Annotated in this window: 13 protein-coding genes; 11 read left to right on the top strand and 2 right to left on the bottom strand. The window is 72.8% G+C overall.

Going from position 1 to position 17,079, the window contains the following annotated elements:
* Positions 1–30 precede the first annotated feature (30 nt).
* Both OG448_RS22090 and OG448_RS22085 read left to right on the top strand, forming a co-directional pair.
* The gene (locus OG448_RS22090) at positions 31–1,845 is read left to right on the top strand and encodes a phosphatidylglycerol lysyltransferase domain-containing protein (protein WP_405556244.1); all 1,815 of its coding nucleotides are present in this window, start codon (positions 31–33) and stop codon (positions 1,843–1,845) included.
* Positions 1,842–2,528, top strand: coding sequence for a hypothetical protein (locus OG448_RS22085; protein WP_405556242.1), 687 nt, complete (start codon positions 1,842–1,844; stop codon positions 2,526–2,528). Before OG448_RS22090 ends, OG448_RS22085 begins: the two co-directional genes overlap by 4 nt.
* On the opposite strand, the gene OG448_RS22080 is transcribed toward OG448_RS22085, so the two are convergent.
* Entirely contained in the window at positions 2,468–3,232 is a 765-nt protein-coding gene (locus OG448_RS22080; RefSeq protein WP_405556241.1) for a hypothetical protein, read from the bottom strand. The two genes, OG448_RS22085 and OG448_RS22080, sit on opposite strands and share 61 nt — an antisense overlap.
* 61 nt (positions 3,233–3,293) lie before the next feature.
* Here OG448_RS22080 and OG448_RS22075 point away from each other — a divergent pair, with 61 nt between their 5' ends.
* From OG448_RS22075 to OG448_RS22045, 7 genes are all read left to right on the top strand, one after another.
* Complete coding sequence (locus OG448_RS22075; protein ID WP_405556239.1) at positions 3,294–4,097, top strand: adenosylcobinamide-GDP ribazoletransferase; 804 nt, start codon at positions 3,294–3,296, stop codon at positions 4,095–4,097.
* 238 nt (positions 4,098–4,335) lie between these two features.
* Positions 4,336–5,862, top strand: coding sequence for a leucyl aminopeptidase (locus OG448_RS22070; RefSeq protein ID WP_405556237.1), 1,527 nt, complete (start codon positions 4,336–4,338; stop codon positions 5,860–5,862).
* A 243-nt stretch (positions 5,863–6,105) separates the two neighbouring features.
* The gene (gene lpdA / locus OG448_RS22065; RefSeq protein WP_391291493.1) at positions 6,106–7,494 is read left to right on the top strand and encodes a dihydrolipoyl dehydrogenase; all 1,389 of its coding nucleotides are present in this window, start codon (positions 6,106–6,108) and stop codon (positions 7,492–7,494) included.
* Between the two features lie 62 nt (positions 7,495–7,556).
* Positions 7,557–9,407: a 2-oxoglutarate dehydrogenase, E2 component, dihydrolipoamide succinyltransferase gene (sucB, locus tag OG448_RS22060; RefSeq protein WP_405556235.1), complete on the top strand. Its 1,851-nt coding sequence runs from the start codon at positions 7,557–7,559 to the stop codon at positions 9,405–9,407.
* A 287-nt stretch (positions 9,408–9,694) separates the two neighbouring features.
* Positions 9,695–10,318 carry an FCD domain-containing protein gene (locus tag OG448_RS22055; RefSeq protein WP_391291495.1) on the top strand — a complete coding sequence of 208 codons (624 nt, stop codon included), beginning with the start codon at positions 9,695–9,697 and terminating at the stop codon, positions 10,316–10,318.
* 247 nt (positions 10,319–10,565) lie between these two features.
* Positions 10,566–13,277, top strand: a complete 2,712-nt coding sequence (aceE, locus tag OG448_RS22050) for a pyruvate dehydrogenase (acetyl-transferring), homodimeric type (protein WP_405556232.1) — start codon at positions 10,566–10,568, stop codon at positions 13,275–13,277.
* 118 nt (positions 13,278–13,395) lie between these two features.
* Positions 13,396–13,914 (top strand): DUF4240 domain-containing protein, encoded by a 519-nt coding sequence (locus OG448_RS22045; protein ID WP_391292322.1) that lies wholly within the window; start codon positions 13,396–13,398, stop codon positions 13,912–13,914.
* A gap of 3 nt (positions 13,915–13,917) precedes the next feature.
* Here OG448_RS22045 and OG448_RS22040 read toward each other — a convergent pair whose 3' ends face one another.
* Entirely contained in the window at positions 13,918–14,691 is a 774-nt protein-coding gene (locus OG448_RS22040) for a peptidoglycan recognition protein (RefSeq protein ID WP_405556231.1), read from the bottom strand.
* Between the two features lie 188 nt (positions 14,692–14,879).
* On the opposite strand from OG448_RS22040, the gene OG448_RS22035 reads away from it, so the two are divergent.
* Entirely contained in the window at positions 14,880–16,073 is a 1,194-nt protein-coding gene (locus OG448_RS22035) for a MarP family serine protease (protein ID WP_405556229.1), read from the top strand.
* 48 nt (positions 16,074–16,121) lie between these two features.
* On the top strand, positions 16,122–17,018 hold the full coding sequence (locus OG448_RS22030) for a TIGR01777 family oxidoreductase (protein ID WP_405556228.1): 897 nt from the start codon (positions 16,122–16,124) through the stop codon (positions 17,016–17,018).
* Positions 17,019–17,079 lie beyond the last annotated feature (61 nt).

Raw genomic sequence — 17,079 nt, 5'->3', positions numbered from 1 at the left:
GCGGCAAATGCGGACATATGATCCCCGCTCATGGGAGATGCCCGAGTTGCCGACCGGCGGAGCGAGCCGGACCGACGGACGGAACCGGACCAGCGGAGCGAGCCGGGACGGCGGCCGGGCGGGGTGTCGTCCCGCCGGGCCGCCGCCGGCGCGGTCTGGTACCTGCGGGCCGTCGCGTTCGTCAACTTCCTCAGCGCGATGTGGGTCTCGCTGGGCCAGGACGTGCGCCGCCACAACCAGGAGAACCTCTTCACGCCGTACCTGCTGACGGCCGGCTTCGCCTCGGGTGTGTTCACCGCGTTCCTGGCCATCACCATGCGGCGCCGCAAGCGGGCCGCGTGGATTCTCAACCTGGTGCTCAGCGGGGCGTTCCTGGCCCTGTTCGCGGTCGCCATGGCCTTCCCGGAGATCCGCCGCTCCCCGCAGAACTGGGTCTCCCTGGCGCTGACGTCCGCCTTCGTCGTCGTCCTGCTGCTCGGCCGTCGGGAGTTCTACGCCAAGGGCGACCGCGCCAACCCCCGGCTCGCCGCGACCGTGGCCCTCGGCGGCGGTACGGCCGCCTCGCTGCTCGCCGCGCTGCTGGTGACGGCCACCAACCAGGCGCCGGACGCGGCCCGTTCGACCTTCCTGGAGCGCTGGCAGTACGGCACCCTGCGGCTGGTGTCGGTGGCCACCGAGGAGTCCGGCTTCCCCGGCATCGACCCGCCCAACTGGGCCGACGTCAGCGTCAACGTGCTCAGCACCGTCCTCCTCCTCGCCGTCCTGTACGCCGCGTTCCGCTCCCGCCGCGCCGTCGACCCGCTCACCGAGGACGACGAGAAGCGGCTGCGGGAGCTGTTGGACAAGCACGGCGAACGCGACTCCCTCGGCTACTTCGCGCTGCGCCGGGAGAAGAGCGTGCTGTGGTCCCCGACCGGCAAGGCGGCCGTCGCCTACCGGGTGGTGGGCGGGGTCAGCCTGGCCTCCGGAGACCCGCTGGGCGATCCCGAGGCGTGGCCCGGCGCCATCGCGCCCTGGCTCACCGAGGCACGGGCGCACGGCTGGATTCCCGCGGTGATGGGCGCGAGCGAGGAGGCCGGCACCATCTACGCCCGTCACGGCCTGGACGCCCTGGAACTCGGCGACGAAGCCATCGTGGACGTCGCCGAGTTCACCCTGGAGGGCCGCGCGATGCGCACCGTGCGGCAGGCGTACAACCGGGTGCGGCGGGCCGGGTACGAGGTGCGGATGCGGCGGCACGAGGACATCCCGGCGGCCGAGATGGCCCGTCTCGTGGAGCGGGCCGACGACTGGCGGGACGGCGCCACCGAGCGCGGCTTCAGCATGGCACTGGGCCGGCTCGCGGACCCCGAGGACGGCCGGTGCGTGATGCTGGAGTGCACCGACGCCGAGGGCCGGCTGCGCGCCCTGCTGTCGTTCGTGCCCTGGGGCCCCGGCGGGCTCTCGCTGGACCTGATGCGCCGTGACCGGGACAGCGACAACGGGCTGATGGAGTTCATGGTGATCGACCTCCTGCGCCGGTCGCGGGAGATCGGGGTCACCCAGGTCTCGCTCAACTTCGCCGTGTTCCGCTCGGTGTTCGAGCGCGGCGCCCGCCTCGGCGCCGGGCCGGTGCTGCGGCTGTGGCGCTCGCTGCTCAGCTTCTTCTCCCGCTGGTGGCAGATCGAGTCGCTGTACCGGGCCAACGCCAAGTACCGGCCCATCTGGGAGCCGCGCTTCCTGCTCTTCGAGAAGAGCGCCGACCTGCCCCGTATCGCCCTGGCGGCGGCCCGCGCTGAGGGGTTCCTCGAAGCGCCGGGCCTGCCGAAGTGGCTGCACCGCAGACAGTTGGAGACCCACCGGTGAGAGCGTGGGCGCGCGCCGAGTGGGGCCCGCTGTACGCGGCCCTGCGGGCTGCACTGCTCGCGCGCGGTCCCTTACGCGCGGCCCCGCTGACGCTCGGCGCGGTGTTCCTGACCGCGCTGCTCCAGTTCGTGCAGAACCAGTCCTGGGGCTTCGCGTTGGTGGAGGCGGCCGGTGCCGTACGGGCCGCCGACCCGCTCTGGCTGGCTCTGCTGCGCACCCCGCTCTCCCTGTTCGTGCCCGCGCTGGACCTGCCGGTGTGGGGCGCGCTGGCCCAGGTGCTCGGCGTGTTCGGCATCGCGGAGCTCTGCCTGGGCCGCCGCCGCACCCTGCTCATCGCCTACGTCGCCACGCTCGCCGGCACTTTGTACGCCCGTATCGGCATCGCCCTCGGCCCGCACGTCCCCTTCGGGCTGCCCGCCTCGGACGCGCTGGTGGTGGACACCGGCCCGTCGGCGGCCGTGGTCGGGCTCGCGGTGTACGTCGCGGTACGGCACCACGCCCGCGCCACGGCGGTGGCGGTACCGGCCGCGATGGTGATCGAGGTGCTGCTGAAGGACAACCTGGCCGGCAAGGAGCACCTCGCGGCACTGCTCGCCGTGGGCACCCTGTGCCTGGCGGGGCTTCAGTCGCCCCTGGGCAGCCGGGCCGGGGACGGGTCGGGCTTGCCGCCGATCCAGTCCTGAACCATCCGCCGGGGCCCCGCCCAGCGCCGGTCGTGCCGGTAGGCGCGCAGCAGCGACCGGGCACGGGCACGCGGGCGGCGGCCGTAGAACCGCCGCGCCCAGAACGAGGTCGGCCGGGCCAGCCGGAGGGCGCCCGCGAGGGCCAGCAGCGGCACGATCGCCCCGAACACGGCGGTACGGGCCTTGCCCTTGCTCAACGCGACCAGTGAGATGAGGAAGTTGGCCGCGACGAAGGCGATGACCTCGCCCCGGTCCTGAAGCTCGTCCTGCGAGAGGTCGTTGACGCCGAACGGGGAGAAGCCCGCGAGCAGCAGCCCGACCAGCGCGGCGGTGATGACCACGACCTCGACGCTCTTGCGGCCCTCCGCGCTCCAGTACACGTCGTCCAGATGCAGGATCAGCGCGAACTCGTCCAGCACCAGACCGGCGCCGATCCCGAAGACCACGGCGGCGATCGCCCCGCCCGCCCCGTGCCGGTCGCTGGCGACGGCGCCGAAGCCGCCGACGATGGTGAGCACCACACCGGGCACCACGTGGTGGATGTGCACCCCGCCCGCCTGGACGTTGCCGAACGGACCCTTACCGGCGCGGATCAGCCGGACGATGATCCGGGTGACGACGAAGGTGACCACGAACGAGAAGAGGGCCAGCAGCAGCGGAAGCTTGCCCGGTTCCAGGATGTTCCGCTCCCACCAGTGCCCCATGTGCGCACTTTATCCCCGGCCCGCCGACCGGGCCCCGCGACAGCCCCGGTAGCCTGCGCCGATGCCCGAGACCTCCCCGCTCGACGGACCCCGCTTCGCCTTCGGCACCCTCACCGTGATCCCGGTCCGGGTGCACCGCTGGGACCGGACGGCCGCGCGGGCGGGCATGCTGTGCGCACCGCTGACCGGGCTGGCCGTCGGCCTCGCGTCCGCCGGGCTCGGGCTGTTGCTCCTGCTGCTCGGCGCTGGCCCGCTGCTCGCCGCCGTCGCCTCCACCGCCGTACCGGCCGCGCTCACGCGGGGGCTGCACCTGGACGGGCTCGCGGACACCGCCGACGGGCTGGGCAGCGGCAAGCCCGCCGAGGAGGCGCTCGCGATCATGAAGCGGTCCGACATCGGGCCGTTCGGCGTGCTCACCCTGGTGCTGACGCTGCTGGCCCAGGTCGCCGCGCTCGCCGGGCTGTACGGCGACTCGTGGGCGCGGGGCGCGCTCGGAGCCGTCGTCTCCGGGGTCGCGGCCCGGCTGGCGCTCACGCTGGCCGCGCGCACCGGGGTGCCGGCCGCCCGCCCGGAGGGGCTGGGGGCGGCGGTGGCCGGGGTGGTGCCGGTGCCGGGCGCGCTGGCGGTGGGGGCGGCGGTGACGCTGGCGGCCGGTACGGGCGGGGCGCTGCTCGGGCCGTGGGAGGCGGTGCGCGCGGCGGCGGCCGTACCGCTCTGTCTGGTCCCGGCCGAACTCCTCCTGCGCCGCTGCGTCGACCGCTTCGGCGGGGTCACCGGGGACGTGTTCGGCGCCCTCGCGGAGACCGCGGCCACGGCCGCGCTGCTCGTGCTGTGCCTGGGAGGCACCGGCCCGCTGGGCGGCTGAGAGCGGCAACTGTTCCGTTCCTGGGGCGAGTTGTCCCACCTGCCTGACAGGGGTGCCCGAAGTGCGGGCGGCCGGGGTGGTCCTCGGCAATGAGCGAACGCACGTACGCGCGTAGTCTCGTGCCGGGTGTTCGCCGACAGGGAGTCGACCCACCCCTTGCGGCGGTCGCCCCTCGCGGACGACCGGCTTGCGCAAACGGCCCCAGCAAACTTCACATCGGAAGCGAGATTTCACCACCGTGACTGCTCTGACTCTCAAGCCTGCCGCGGCGCCGGGCCCGCGGGCCGACGCGATCGTGATCGGTGTCGCCAAGGCCGGCACGGGCCCCGTCGTGGCGCCCGGCGCCGAGGCCGTGGACCAGGCGTACGACGGCGGGCTGGCCGGCGTCCTGAAGACCCTCGGTGCCTCGGGCGCCGAGGGCGAGCTGACCAAGCTGCCCGCCCCCGCCGGTCTCGACACCCCGCTCGTGGTGGCGGTGGGCCTGGGCGCCGAGCCCGAGGCGGACGCCGGGTACGACGCCGAGGCGCTGCGCCGGGCCGCCGGTGTGGCCGCCCGCGGCCTCTCCGGCACCAAGAAGGCTTCCTTCGCGCTCCCCGTCGACGGCCCCGGCGCGCTGGCCGCCGTCGCCGAGGGCGTGCTGCTCGGCGCGTACGCCTTCGACGCGTACAAGGAGAGCGCGAAGGACGACAAGGCGAAGGACGACAGCGGCCCGCTCGGCGAGGCCGTGCTGCTCGGCGGCGAGGAGGGCGAGGCCGGCTACCAGGCCGCCGTCGACCGCGCGACCGCGATCGGCGAGGAGCTGAACCGCGCCCGCGACCTCGTCAACACCCCGCCGAACGACCTGGACCCCGAGGCGTTCGCCGCCGTCGCGCAGGCCGCCGCCGAGGAGCACGGCCTCACCGTCGAGGTGCTGGACGAGCAGGCCCTGGCCGAGGGCGGCTACGGCGGCATCCTCGGCGTCGGCGGCGGTTCGGCGTCCGCCCCGCGCCTGGTGAAGCTGGCGTACACGCACCCGGAGGCGGACAAGCACCTCGCCTACGTGGGCAAGGGCATCACCTACGACTCGGGCGGCATCTCGCTCAAGCCCGCCGGGCACAACGAGACGATGAAGTGCGACATGGCCGGTGCCGCCGCCGTGTTCGCCGCCGTCGTCGCGGCCGCCCGCCTCGGCCTCAAGGTCAACGTCACCGGCTGGCTGGCGCTCGCCGAGAACATGCCGTCGGGCTCCGCCACCCGCCCCGGTGACGTGCTGCGCATGTACAGCGGCAAGACCGTCGAGGTGCTCAACACCGACGCCGAGGGCCGCCTGGTCCTGGCCGACGCGCTGTGGGCGGCCTCGGCCGAGGAGCCGGACGCGATCGTGGACGTGGCCACGCTGACCGGCGCGATGGTGCTGGCGCTCGGCAACCGCACCTTCGGGATCATGGCGAACGACGACGCCTTCCGCACCTCGCTGCACGAGGTGGCCGAGGAGTCCGGCGAGCCGGCCTGGCAGATGCCGCTCCCCGAGCACCTGCGCAAGGGCATGGACTCCCCCGTCGCCGACATCGCCAACATGGGCGAGCGGATGGGCGGCGGCCTGGTCGCCGGCCTGTTCCTGCGCGAGTTCGTGGGCGAGGGCATCACCTGGGCCCACCTGGACATCGCGGGCCCGGCCTTCAACGAGGGCGGCCCCTTCGGCTACACGCCCAAGGGCGGCACCGGCACCGCCGTGCGCACCCTGGTGCGGCTGGCCGAGCAGACCGCCGACGGCGACCTCGGCTGACCCCGGTCCGGCACCCTGGGGGGCGCGGACCCGGCGGGTCCGCGCCCCCGGCGTGAGGCGTCCGGAGCGGACGTGGGGCGTCTCACACCCCGGCCCGGCGTCCGTCGCACCCCCGACAGGTGCAAAGATGGAGCCCGGCAGGACAGGGCCCCCACCACAGGGCCGAAGCATTGAGCGGCCGGACACCAGCCGCCTGCCGGTCATCGGAGACCGGCACAGGCGCACATGCATGGAGGACGTGACGTGGCGAACGACGCCAGCACCGTTTTCGACCTAGTGATCCTCGGCGGTGGCAGCGGTGGTTACGCCGCGGCCCTGCGCGGAGCGCAGCTTGGCCTGGACGTCGCCCTGATCGAGAAGGACAAGGTCGGCGGCACCTGCCTGCACAAGGGGTGCATCCCCACCAAGGCCCTGCTGCACGCGGGCGAGATCGCCGACCAGGCCCGCGAGAGCGAGCAGTTCGGCGTCAAGGCGACCTTCGAGGGCATCGACGTCCCCGCCGTCCAGAAGTACAAGGACGACGTGATCTCGGGCCTGTACAAGGGCCTCCAGGGCCTGATCGCCTCCCGCAAGGTGACGTACATCGAGGGCGAGGGCCGGCTGTCCTCCCCCACGTCGGTGGACGTCAACGGCCAGCGCGTCGAGGGCCGGCACATCCTGCTGGCGACCGGCTCCGTGCCGAAGTCGCTGCCGGGCCTGGAGATCGACGGCGACCGGATCATCTCCTCCGACCACGCCCTCGTCCTGGACCGCGTGCCCAAGTCCGCGATCATCCTCGGCGGCGGTGTCATCGGCGTCGAGTTCGCGTCCGCGTGGAAGTCCTTCGGGGCCGACGTCACCGTCATCGAGGGCCTGAAGCACCTGGTGCCGGTCGAGGACGAGAACTCCTCCAAGCTGCTGGAGCGCGCCTTCCGCAAGCGCGGCATCAAGTTCAGCCTGGGCACCTTCTTCGAGAAGGCCGAGTACACCCAGGACGGCGTCAAGGTCACCCTCGCCGACGGCAAGGAGTTCGAGGCCGAGGTCCTCCTCGTCGCCGTCGGCCGCGGCCCGGTCTCCCAGAACCTCGGTTACGAGGAGCAGGGCGTCAACATCGACCGGGGCTACGTCCTGGTCGACGAGTACATGCGCACCAACGTGCCGACCATCTCGGCCGTCGGTGACCTCGTCCCGACCCTCCAGCTCGCCCACGTCGGCTTCGCCGAGGGCATCCTGGTCGCCGAGCGGCTGGCCGGTCTGAAGACCGTCCCGATCGACTACGACGGCGTCCCGCGTGTGACGTACTGCCACCCGGAGGTCGCCTCCGTCGGTATCACCGAGGCCAAGGCCAAGGAGATCTACGGCGCGGACAAGGTCGTCGCCCTGAAGTACAGCCTCGCGGGCAACGGCAAGAGCAAGATCCTCAAGACCGCGGGCGAGATCAAGCTCGTCCAGGTCAAGGACGGTGCCGTGGTCGGCGTCCACATGGTGGGCGACCGCATGGGTGAGCAGGTCGGCGAGGCCCAGCTCATCTACAACTGGGAGGCGCTGCCCGCCGAGGTGGCCCAGCTCATCCACGCCCACCCGACGCAGAACGAGGCGCTCGGCGAGGCGCACCTGGCGCTGGCCGGAAAGCCGCTGCACGCCCACGACTGAGCCTTCGGCCCCCGGGCGCGACGACACAGACTTCCGCAATTCCTTAAGGAGCAACAGAAACCATGGCGGTTTCCGTAACCCTTCCGGCGCTCGGTGAGAGCGTCACCGAGGGCACTGTCACCCGCTGGCTGAAGGCCGAGGGCGAGCGCGTCGAGGCCGACGAGCCGCTGCTCGAGGTGTCGACCGACAAGGTCGACACCGAGATCCCCTCGCCCGTCTCCGGCGTGCTGGCTTCGATCAAGGTCGCCGAGGACGAGACCGTCGAGGTCGGCGCCGAGCTGGCCCTGATCGACGACGGCTCCGGCGCCCCCGCCGAGGCCGCGGCCCCCGCCGCCGCCGAGGCCCCGGCCGCCGAGGCCCCGGCCGCCGAGGAGGCCCCGCAGTCCGCCCCGTCCACCGAGCAGGAGGCGCCCGCCCCGGCGCCGACCGCCGAGGCCACCTCCGGCGGCGGTTCCGCCGAGGGCACCGACGTGGTCCTGCCCGCGCTGGGCGAGTCGGTCACCGAGGGCACCGTCACCCGCTGGCTGAAGTCGGTGGGCGACTCCGTCGAGGCCGACGAGCCGCTGCTCGAGGTCTCCACCGACAAGGTCGACACCGAGATCCCGGCGCCCACCTCGGGCACCCTGCTGGAGATCGTGGTCGGCGAGGACGAGACCGCCGAGGTCGGCGCCAAGCTCGCCGTCATCGGTGCCGCGGGTGCCGCCCCGGCCGCCGCCCCCGAGGCCCCGAAGGCGCCTGCCGCCGAGGCCCCGGCCGCTCCGGCCCCGGCTGCTCCGGCCCCGGCTGCTCCGGCCCCGGCCGCCCCCGCCGCCCCGGCCCCGCAGGTTCCCGCCCCGCAGGCCCCGTCGGCTCCGGCTCCGCAGCAGCAGACCGCGCCGGCTCCCGACCCGGTCCCGTCCGCCCCGGCTCCCGCGCCCGCCCCGGCTCCGGCCGCCCCGGCCACCGCGCCGAGCGCGCCGACCGCCACCCAGGCGACCGACGAGGGCGCCTACGTGACCCCGCTGGTGCGCAAGCTCGCCGCCGAGAACGGCGTCGACCTGGCCTCGGTCAAGGGCACCGGTGTCGGTGGCCGCATCCGCAAGCAGGACGTCATCGCCGCCGCCGAGGCCGCGAAGGCCGCCGCCGCCCCGGCTCCGGCCGCGGCCCAGGCTCCGGCCGCCGCGAAGAAGGCGCCGGCGCTGGAGGTCTCCCCGCTGCGTGGCCAGACCGTCAAGATGACCCGCATCCGCAAGGTCATCGGCGACAACATGGTCAAGGCGCTGACCGAGCAGGCCCAGCTCTCCTCGGTCGTCGAGGTCGACGTCACGCGTCTGATGAAGCTGCGCGGCAAGGCGAAGGACTCCTTCGCCGCCCGTGAGGGCGTCAAGCTCTCCCCGATGCCGTTCTTCGTCAAGGCCGCCGCGCAGGCGCTGAAGGCCCACCCGGTCATCAACGCCCGCATCAACGAGGCCGAGGGCACCATCACCTACTTCGACACCGAGAACGTCGGTATCGCGGTGGACTCCGAGAAGGGCCTGATGACCCCGGTCATCAAGCACGCCGGTGACCTCAACCTCGCGGGCATCGCCAAGGCGACCGCGGAGCTGGCCGGCAAGGTCCGCGCCAACAAGATCACCCCGGACGAGCTGTCCGGCGCGACCTTCACCATCTCCAACACCGGCTCGCGCGGCGCCCTGTTCGACACGATCATCGTGCCGCCGAACCAGGTCGCCATCCTCGGCATCGGCGCCACGGTGAAGCGCCCGGCCGTCCTGGAGACGGAGGAGGGCACGGTCATCGCCGTCCGCGACATGACCTACCTGACCCTCTCCTACGACCACCGTCTGGTCGACGGCGCCGACGCGGCCCGCTACCTGACCACGGTCAAGCAGATCCTGGAAGCAGGCGAGTTCGAGGTAGAGCTCGGCCTGTAACCCCCGGCCTGCAAGGAAGCCCCCTGTCGCACGGCAGGGGGCTTCGCCGTGCTGGAGGGTGCTCGGCTCATCAGCGCAGGGCGACTGCCACTCCCTGAGGGGCGCGGGGAACTGCGCGACAAGCCACGACGGCGCCGCACACACCCCCAAATCCGCACCCCCACGGCGAGACCCCTCGAAAACACCCTGTGCCCCTCGTCTCACCTGGGCAAAAGCACCCCTATGCGCCGCACGGCATCCGCAGGGCACCCGTATGGTCTTAGAGCCGCCTCGCGAAGGAGCCCAGAATGACCGCGCCCGTAATCCACTCGCTGCGCGAACAGATCCGCGAGCACATCGTGGAGGGCATCGTCAGCGGCCGCTGGCAGCCGGGCGAGCGCATCGTGGAACGAAGGATCGCCACCGAACTGGAGGTCAGCCAGACCCCGGTACGGGAGGCCCTCCGCGAACTGGAGTCCCTCCGCCTCATCGAATCGGCCCCGAACAAGGGCGTACGCGTACGCAACCTGACCGCGGCCGACCTGGAGGAGAGCTACCCCGTACGAGCCGGGCTGGAAGCCATCGCGGCCGAACTGGCGGCCGACACCCTCGCCGAGGACTGCGCGGCCCTGGAGCCCCACGTGGCGGCCCTCTACGAGGCCGACCGGGCCGGCGACGGCACCGGCCAGGTCCGCCACACCGTCGGCTTCCACCGCGAACTCGTCCGCGCCGCGGGCAACTCGGTGCTGCTGCACACCTGGGAGGGCCTGGGCATCGAGGTGTTCACCGCCCTGTCGATCCGCTGGCTCGGCACCGTCCAGCAGTCGTACGCCGAGGAGCACGAGGAGCTGGTGCAGGCGTTCCAGCGCCGCGACCCCCGGATCGCCGAGCTGGTGAAGGCGCACGTGCTGGGCTGCGCGCCCCGCCCCTGAACCGGCTGAGCCGCACCCCGCTCACCTGGGAAAACCAGGCACCGGGTGCCTGTACCAAAGACACCGGGTGCCTACTTTCGCGTTAAGACAGGGTTTTCACCCCCAAACCTTTGATCGATCATCGATCAGGGAGTTATTGTCACCGACGGACTTCTACCGAGTTCTCGCCCTGTCCTGCCAAAGACCAAGGGCAACCCCGAACCCTCACCCATGAGGGATTCCCCCTTCGACTGAGGAAGGCGGCGAGATGACCGACCCCAACGCCATCCAGCCGAGCGCGCTCGACCAGCTCCCGGACCGCGACCCCGAGGAGACCGCCGAGTGGCGCGCCTCCCTGGACGCCGTGGCCAGGGAAGCGGGCCCGCACCGCGCCGCGTACCTGATGCGGCGCACGCTGGAGCGTGCCGAGGCGGGCGGCGTCGCGCTGCCGAAGCTCCTGGAGACGGACTACGTCAACTCCATCCCCACCGCCGCCGAGCCGGGCGTGCCCGGTGACGAGGCGATGGAGACCCGCATCACCGCGTGGAACCGGTGGAACGCGGCGGCGATGGTCAGCCGCGGCAGCAAGCACGGCGTCGGCGGCCACATCGCCACCTTCGCCTCGGCCGCGTGGCTGTACGAGACCGGCTTCAACCACTTCTTCAAGGGCAAGGAGTCCCCGGACGCCGACGGCTCCGGAGACCAGCTCTACATCCAGGGCCACGCCTCCCCCGGCATCTACGCCCGTGCCTTCCTGGACGGGCGGCTGAACGAGGCGCACCTCGACAACTTCCGCCAGGAGGCGGGCGGCAACGGCCTGCCGTCGTACCCGCACCCGCGCCGGCTGCCCTGGCTGTGGGAGTTCCCGACGGTGTCGATGGGCCTCGGCCCGCTCTCCGCGATCTACCAGGCGCGGTTCAACCGCTACCTGACCAACCGCGGCATCAAGGACGTCTCCGCCTCGCACGTGTGGGCGTTCCTCGGTGACGGCGAGATGGACGAGCCGGAGTCGACGGCGGCCCTCGCGCTCGCCGCGCGTGAGGAGCTGGACAACCTCACCTTCGTCATCAACTGCAACCTGCAGCGCCTCGACGGCCCGGTCCGCGCGAACTTCAAGATCGTGCAGGAGCTGGAGGCCCAGTTCCGGGGTGCCGGCTGGAACGTGGTCAAGACGCTGTGGGGCACCGCCTGGGACGAGCTGTTCCAGCTCGACACCACGGGCGCGCTGGTCCGCCGGCTGCGCCAGGTGCCGGACGCCCAGATCCAGACGTACCAGACGCGCGACGCGGCCTACATCCGCCAGGACTTCTTCGGTGCCGACCCGGCGCTGGTGGAGATGGCGAAGCTGCTGAGCGACGACAAGATCCTCGAGTGCTTCCACCTGTCGCGCGGCGGTCACGAGGCCCGCAAGGTCTTCGCCGCGTACAAGGCGGCCGTCGAGCACAAGGGCGCGCCGACCGTGATCCTGGCCCAGACGGTCAAGGGCCACACGCTCGGCCCGGGCTTCGCGTCGAAGAACGCCAACCACCAGATGAAGAAGCTCTCGGTGGACGAGTTCAAGGCGATGCGGGACCTGCTGGAGCTGCCCATCTCCGACAGCGCCTTCGCCGACGGCCAGGTGCCCTACGGCCACCCGGGCGCCGACTCCCCCGAGGTCCGCTACCTCCAGGAGCGCCGCGCGGCCCTCGGCGGTCCGGCCCCGGCCCGCCGGGTGCACCCCCTCGCCCCGCTGCCCGCCCCGGCGGAGAAGGCGTTCACCTCCTTCGACAAGGGCTCCGGCTCGCAGAACGTCGCCACCACCATGGCGTTCGTCCGCCTGGTCAAGGACCTGGTCCGCGACAAGGAGACCGGCAAGCGCTGGGTGCCGATCGTCCCCGACGAGGCGCGCACCTTCGGCATGGAGTCGCTGTTCCCGTCGCTCGGCATCTACTCGCCCAAGGGCCAGACGTACGAGCCGGTCGACCGCGACCAGTTGATGTACTACAAGGAGGCCAAGAACGGCCAGATCCTCAACGAGGGGATCACCGAGGCCGGTTCGATGGCCGACTTCATCGCCGCGTCCACCGCGTACGCGACGCACGGCGAGGCGATGATCCCGTTCTACATCTTCTACTCGATGTTCGGCTGGCAGCGCACGGCCGACCAGATGTGGCAGCTCGGCGACCAGCTCGGCCGCGGCTTCCTCGTCGGCGCGACGGCCGGCCGTACGACCCTGACGGGCGAGGGCCTCCAGCACGCCGACGGTCACTCCCCGGTGATCGCCGCCACCAACCCGGCCGCGCTGACGTACGACCCGGCGTTCGCCTACGAGGTCGCCGCGATCGTCAAGGAGGGTCTGCGCCGGATGTACGGCGAGGCCCAGCCGGGCGAGGACCAGGACGTCTTCTACTACCTGACCGTCTACAACGAGCCGATGCCGCAGCCGGCCAAGCCCGCCGTCCCCGGCATCGACGAGGGCATCGTCAAGGGCCTGTACCGGTTCAACACGGCCGAGTCCGCGGGCGTCACCGTCCCGGCGAACGCCCCGCGCATCCAGCTCCTGGGCTCGGGCACGGCGATCCACTGGGCGCTGGACGCGCAGAAGCTGCTCGCCGAGGAGTGGGGTGTGGCCGCCGACGTGTGGTCCGCGACCTCCTGGTCCGAGCTGCGCCGCGACGCGATGGACGCCGACGCGGCCCTGCTGCGCGGCGAGGAGCGGGTGCCGTTCGTGCGCCGGGCGCTCCAGGGCGCCGAGGGCCCGGTCCTCGCGGTCTCCGACTACATGCGCCAGGTCCCGGACCAGATCGCGCAGTGGGTCGACCAGGACTGGTCCTCGCTCGGTGCGGACGGCTTCGGCCTCTCCGACACCCGCGCGGCGGCCCGCCGTCACTTCGGTGTCGACGCCGAGTCGATCGTGGTCGCGGCCCTGGCCCAGCTCGCCAAGCGCGGCGGGGTCAAGGCGACGGCGGTGAAGGAAGCCCGCGAGAAGTACGGGCTGTGACCTTCTGAGGTCCGGTGGAGGGGTACGGCGTGCCGCCGTGCCCCTTCTTCGTTCTCCCGTTGTTTCCCGTGCCGTTCCGCGTGCGGGGCGGGGGTGGAGGCCCGATGCTGGTGGCGTGATGGACGAGACGGAGTTCTGGGAGCTGATCGACGCCACCCGCGAGGCCGCCGAGGGCGACCCCGAGGAGCAGGCCGACCTGCTGGTGGACCGGCTGCTCCAGTTCGACCCCGACATGGTGCTGGACTTCGCCCGTCACTTCGAGGCCCGCTACAACCGCGCCTACCGCTGGGACCTGTGGGGCGCGGCCTGGCTCCTGCTGGGCGGCGCGAGCGACGACGCCTTCGACTACTTCCGCTGCTGGCTCATCGGCCAGGGCCGCGAGGTCTTCGAGGGCGCCCTCCACGACCCCGACTCCCTCGCGGACCTCCTGGACGAGTTCGACGAGGAGATGGACGGCGACGGCGAGGAACTCGGCTACGCGGCCGACGAGGCGTACGAACGCCTGACCGGCACCGTCGCCCCCGACCTGGGCATCGCCCCCGCCCCCGGCGAGCCGGCGGGCACCCCGGTCGACTTCGAGAACGACGGCACCCTCGCGGACCGGTATCCGACCCTGTGGGAACGCTTCAAGCCGTGAGTCCTAGCGGGTGCGGCCCTGGAGGTGGGCTGCCCTGGCCCGGATGGCGGGGAGGGCGGCGGTGAGGGCGGCGCCGGGACAGGTGGTGCGGTAGGCGGTGTCGTGGCCGGCGATCGCGGGGAGGGTGGCGGGGGTGCCCGAGTGGTAGCGGCTGAGGTCGCTGGTGGAGGTCAGGCGTACGCGGGCGCGGGGGTCGGTGCCGGAGGGGCCGAGCTTCCAGGCGGCGAGCGCGGCGATGGCGTCGGTCATGGCCGCCGGGACCGAGGCGCCCGCGGTGAAGGTGCCGAGTGCGGCGATGCCCGTCGAGCGGTGGTTGAACCCCTGGGCGTGGGCCCCGGTGACCGCCCGGTCGGCGCCCCCGGCACGTCCCTCGTAGATGGTGCCGCAGCGGTCGACGAGGAAGTTGTAGCCGATGTCGTCCCAGTGCCGGGCGCCGGTCTGGCCGGAGTACAGCGAGCGGATGACGCGCGGGGCGTCGGCGCAGTCGTAGTCGTTCGGCGAGTCGGTGTGGTGGACGAAGACGGCGACGACCCCGTCGTCGTAGCGCGGCGGGGGCTGGTGCCGCAGGGTGGCCCGGTCGAGCCAGGCGGAGCGGGGCAGGATGGCCGGGCGGGGCGCGCGGTGGGCGACGGGGGCGGCGCTCGGCGCGGGATGGGTGGCCCGGGCCGTGACGGCGCGCTCGCTGCCCCGTACGAGCAGCAGCAGGGCGGCGACGGCGGTCAGGGCCGACAGGGCGCCGGGCAGGCGCGCGGTACGCCACGAGCGCGTCCACTTCATGATCCCACTGTCGGTCCGGCGCGGCGGGTCCGCGATGTGTGGTGTGCCACCCGGTGGAACCATCGTCCAGGTCCGGGGCGTTTCTGTGGGTACACGCATACGACGACGTCCGCCGGGGCGCCCGTACGTGTGACTGATCAGCGGGCCCGCCCCGTCCGTATTAGGGGGTCCGAAAGAAAGGCGGCTTCGTGGACCTGCTCGACGTGCTGCTCGTGCTGGTGGTCCTGCTCTACGCGGCTTCCGGGTACCGGCGCGGTCTGGTGGCCGGCTGTGTCTCGCTGGCCGGCTTCGTGGGCGGCGCGGCGGTCGGCGTGTGGGCGCTGCCGTGGGTGACGGGTCTGGTGACGCGCGGCTCGGCGGCGGCCACGGTGGTCGCGGTGCTGACGGTGCTGGTGCCGGGCATGATCGGGCACGAGCTGGCGGGCCGCCTGGCGCTCCGGCTGCGCAGCCGGATGGACCGGGCGGGCAGCAGCCCCCTGCGGGTGGCGGACGGCATCGGCGGCGCCGCGGCCAACGGGGTCGCCGTACTGCTGGTGGCGTGGGTCGCGGCGAGCGTGCTGGGCGCGGCGCCCTCGCAGACGGTGACGACGGCGATCCGCAACTCCGCCCTGCTGGGCGCGGTGCAGCACACGATGCCGGAGACCACCCCCGCCTGGTTCTCACGTGCCACCTCCGCGCTGACGGAGGCGGGCTTCCCGCAGGTCTTCAACCCCTTCGAGAACGAGTCGACCGCGCAGGTGGCCGAGCCCTCCGGCGACAGCGTGACCCCGGCGGCCACCGAGGCGGCCCGGCGCAGCACGGTGAAGATCGAGGGCTCGGCGGGCGCCGAGGGCCGCGAGGGCAGCGGCTTCGTGTACGCGCCGCGCCGGGTGATGACCAACGCGCACGTGGTGGCCGGCATCGACAACCCGACGGTACGGATCGGCGGGGTCGGCCCGGTGTACCAGGCGCGGGTGGTGCTGTTCGACCCGAACAAGGACGTGGCGGTGCTGTACGTACCGGGTCTGCGCGCCCCGGTGCTCCCCTTCGACTCCTCCGCGCGGCGCGGCGAGTCGGCGGTGGTCGCGGGCTACCCGCAGGACGGCAGCCTGGACCTCCAGGCGGCGACGGTGGCGAACCGGGTGCGGGCGACCGGCCAGAACATCTACAGCGACCGTACGGTCACCCGCGAGATCTACTCCATCCGCTCCACCGTCCGGCCGGGCAACTCCGGCGGCCCGCTGCTGACCACGGACGGCCGGGTCTTCGGCGTGGTCTTCGCCCGCTCCACCTCCAGCTCCGAGACGGGGTACGTGCTGACGGCGGCGGAGGTCTCGGCCGACGCCCGGCGCGCGCAGACGGCGACGGTGCCGGTGGACACGGGTGATCTGATCACGTCGTAGGGAGTAGGGAGCCGCCCTGATTCCGGACCCGCGGGGCATGCTGGGATCATGGACTCTTCCCGAATCGCGGTGACCGGCGCGTCCGGTCTCATCGGCAGCGCCCTGGTGCGGTCCCTCACCGACGACGGGCACCAGGTGGTGCGGCTGGTCCGGCGCGAGCCGCAGGGCCCGGACGAGGTCCGCTGGGACCCCGAGGAGCAGTACGTGGACGCGGCCGGGCTGGCCGGCGTCGACGCGGTGGTGAACCTGGCGGGCGCCGGGATCGGCGACAAGCGCTGGACCCCGGAGTACAAGCGGGTGATCCGCGACAGCCGGGTGCTCGGCACGACGACGCTCGCGGAGGCCGCCGCCTCCCTGCCGGAGCCGCCGCGCGTCTTCGTGAACGGCAGCGCGATCGGCTTCTACGGCGAGACCGGCGACCGGATCACGGACGAGGACGCCCCGCCCGGCGAGGGGTTCCTGCCTTCGGTGTGCGAGGAGTGGGAGGAGGCGGCCGCACCGGTGCGGGAGGCGGGCGTACGGACGGCGTTCGTGCGCTCCGGGCTGGTGGTGGCCTCCGGCGGCGGGGCGTGGGCCAAGATGTTCCCCCTGTTCAAGGCGGGGCTCGGCGGGCGGCTGGGCAACGGCAAGCAGTACTGGTCGTACATCGCGCTGCACGACGAGGTGGCCGCGATCCGGCACATCCTGGACCGCGAGGACCTGTCCGGCCCCTTCAACCTGACCGCGCCGCACCCGCTGACCAACCAGGAGATCACCGAGGCGATGGGCCGGGTGCTGCACCGGCCGACCCCGTTCCCGGTGCCGGCGGTGGTGCTGAAGAAGATGCTGGGCGAGATGGCGGAGGACGTGCTGGGCAGTCAGCGGGTGGTGCCCAAGCGGCTGTTGGAGTCCGGGTTCCAGTTCGCGTTCCCCGGCATCGAGGACACGATCCGCGCGGCGGAGTAGTCCGGCGGCATAAGCGTGATCTTGGCGGGCACCGAGCGGTCATGACCGTATGCGACCGCCG

Source organism: Streptomyces sp. NBC_01171 (genome assembly GCF_045039805.1).
Classification (GTDB): Bacteria; Actinomycetota; Actinomycetes; order Streptomycetales; family Streptomycetaceae; genus Streptomyces.
Note: the sequence above shows the minus strand (reverse complement) of the source record. Positions and strands in the feature narration are given on the sequence as shown.

Bases quoted from the DNA above. Each gene is read 5' to 3' on its own strand.
- OG448_RS22080 (WP_405556241.1), bottom strand. From the start codon at position 3,232: ATGGGGCACTGGTGGGAGCGGAACATCCTGGAACCGGGCAAGCTTCCG.
- OG448_RS22040 (WP_405556231.1), bottom strand. From the start codon at position 14,691: ATGAAGTGGACGCGCTCGTGGCGTACCGCGCGCCTGCCCGGCGCCCTG.
- OG448_RS22045 (WP_391292322.1), top strand. From the start codon at position 13,396: ATGGACGAGACGGAGTTCTGGGAGCTGATCGACGCCACCCGCGAGGCC.
- OG448_RS22055 (WP_391291495.1), top strand. From the start codon at position 9,695: ATGACCGCGCCCGTAATCCACTCGCTGCGCGAACAGATCCGCGAGCAC.
- OG448_RS22030 (WP_405556228.1), top strand. From the start codon at position 16,122: ATGGACTCTTCCCGAATCGCGGTGACCGGCGCGTCCGGTCTCATCGGC.
- OG448_RS22090 (WP_405556244.1), top strand. From the start codon at position 31: ATGGGAGATGCCCGAGTTGCCGACCGGCGGAGCGAGCCGGACCGACGG.
- sucB (WP_405556235.1), top strand. From the start codon at position 7,557: ATGGCGGTTTCCGTAACCCTTCCGGCGCTCGGTGAGAGCGTCACCGAG.
- aceE (WP_405556232.1), top strand. From the start codon at position 10,566: ATGACCGACCCCAACGCCATCCAGCCGAGCGCGCTCGACCAGCTCCCG.
- OG448_RS22075 (WP_405556239.1), top strand. From the start codon at position 3,294: ATGCCCGAGACCTCCCCGCTCGACGGACCCCGCTTCGCCTTCGGCACC.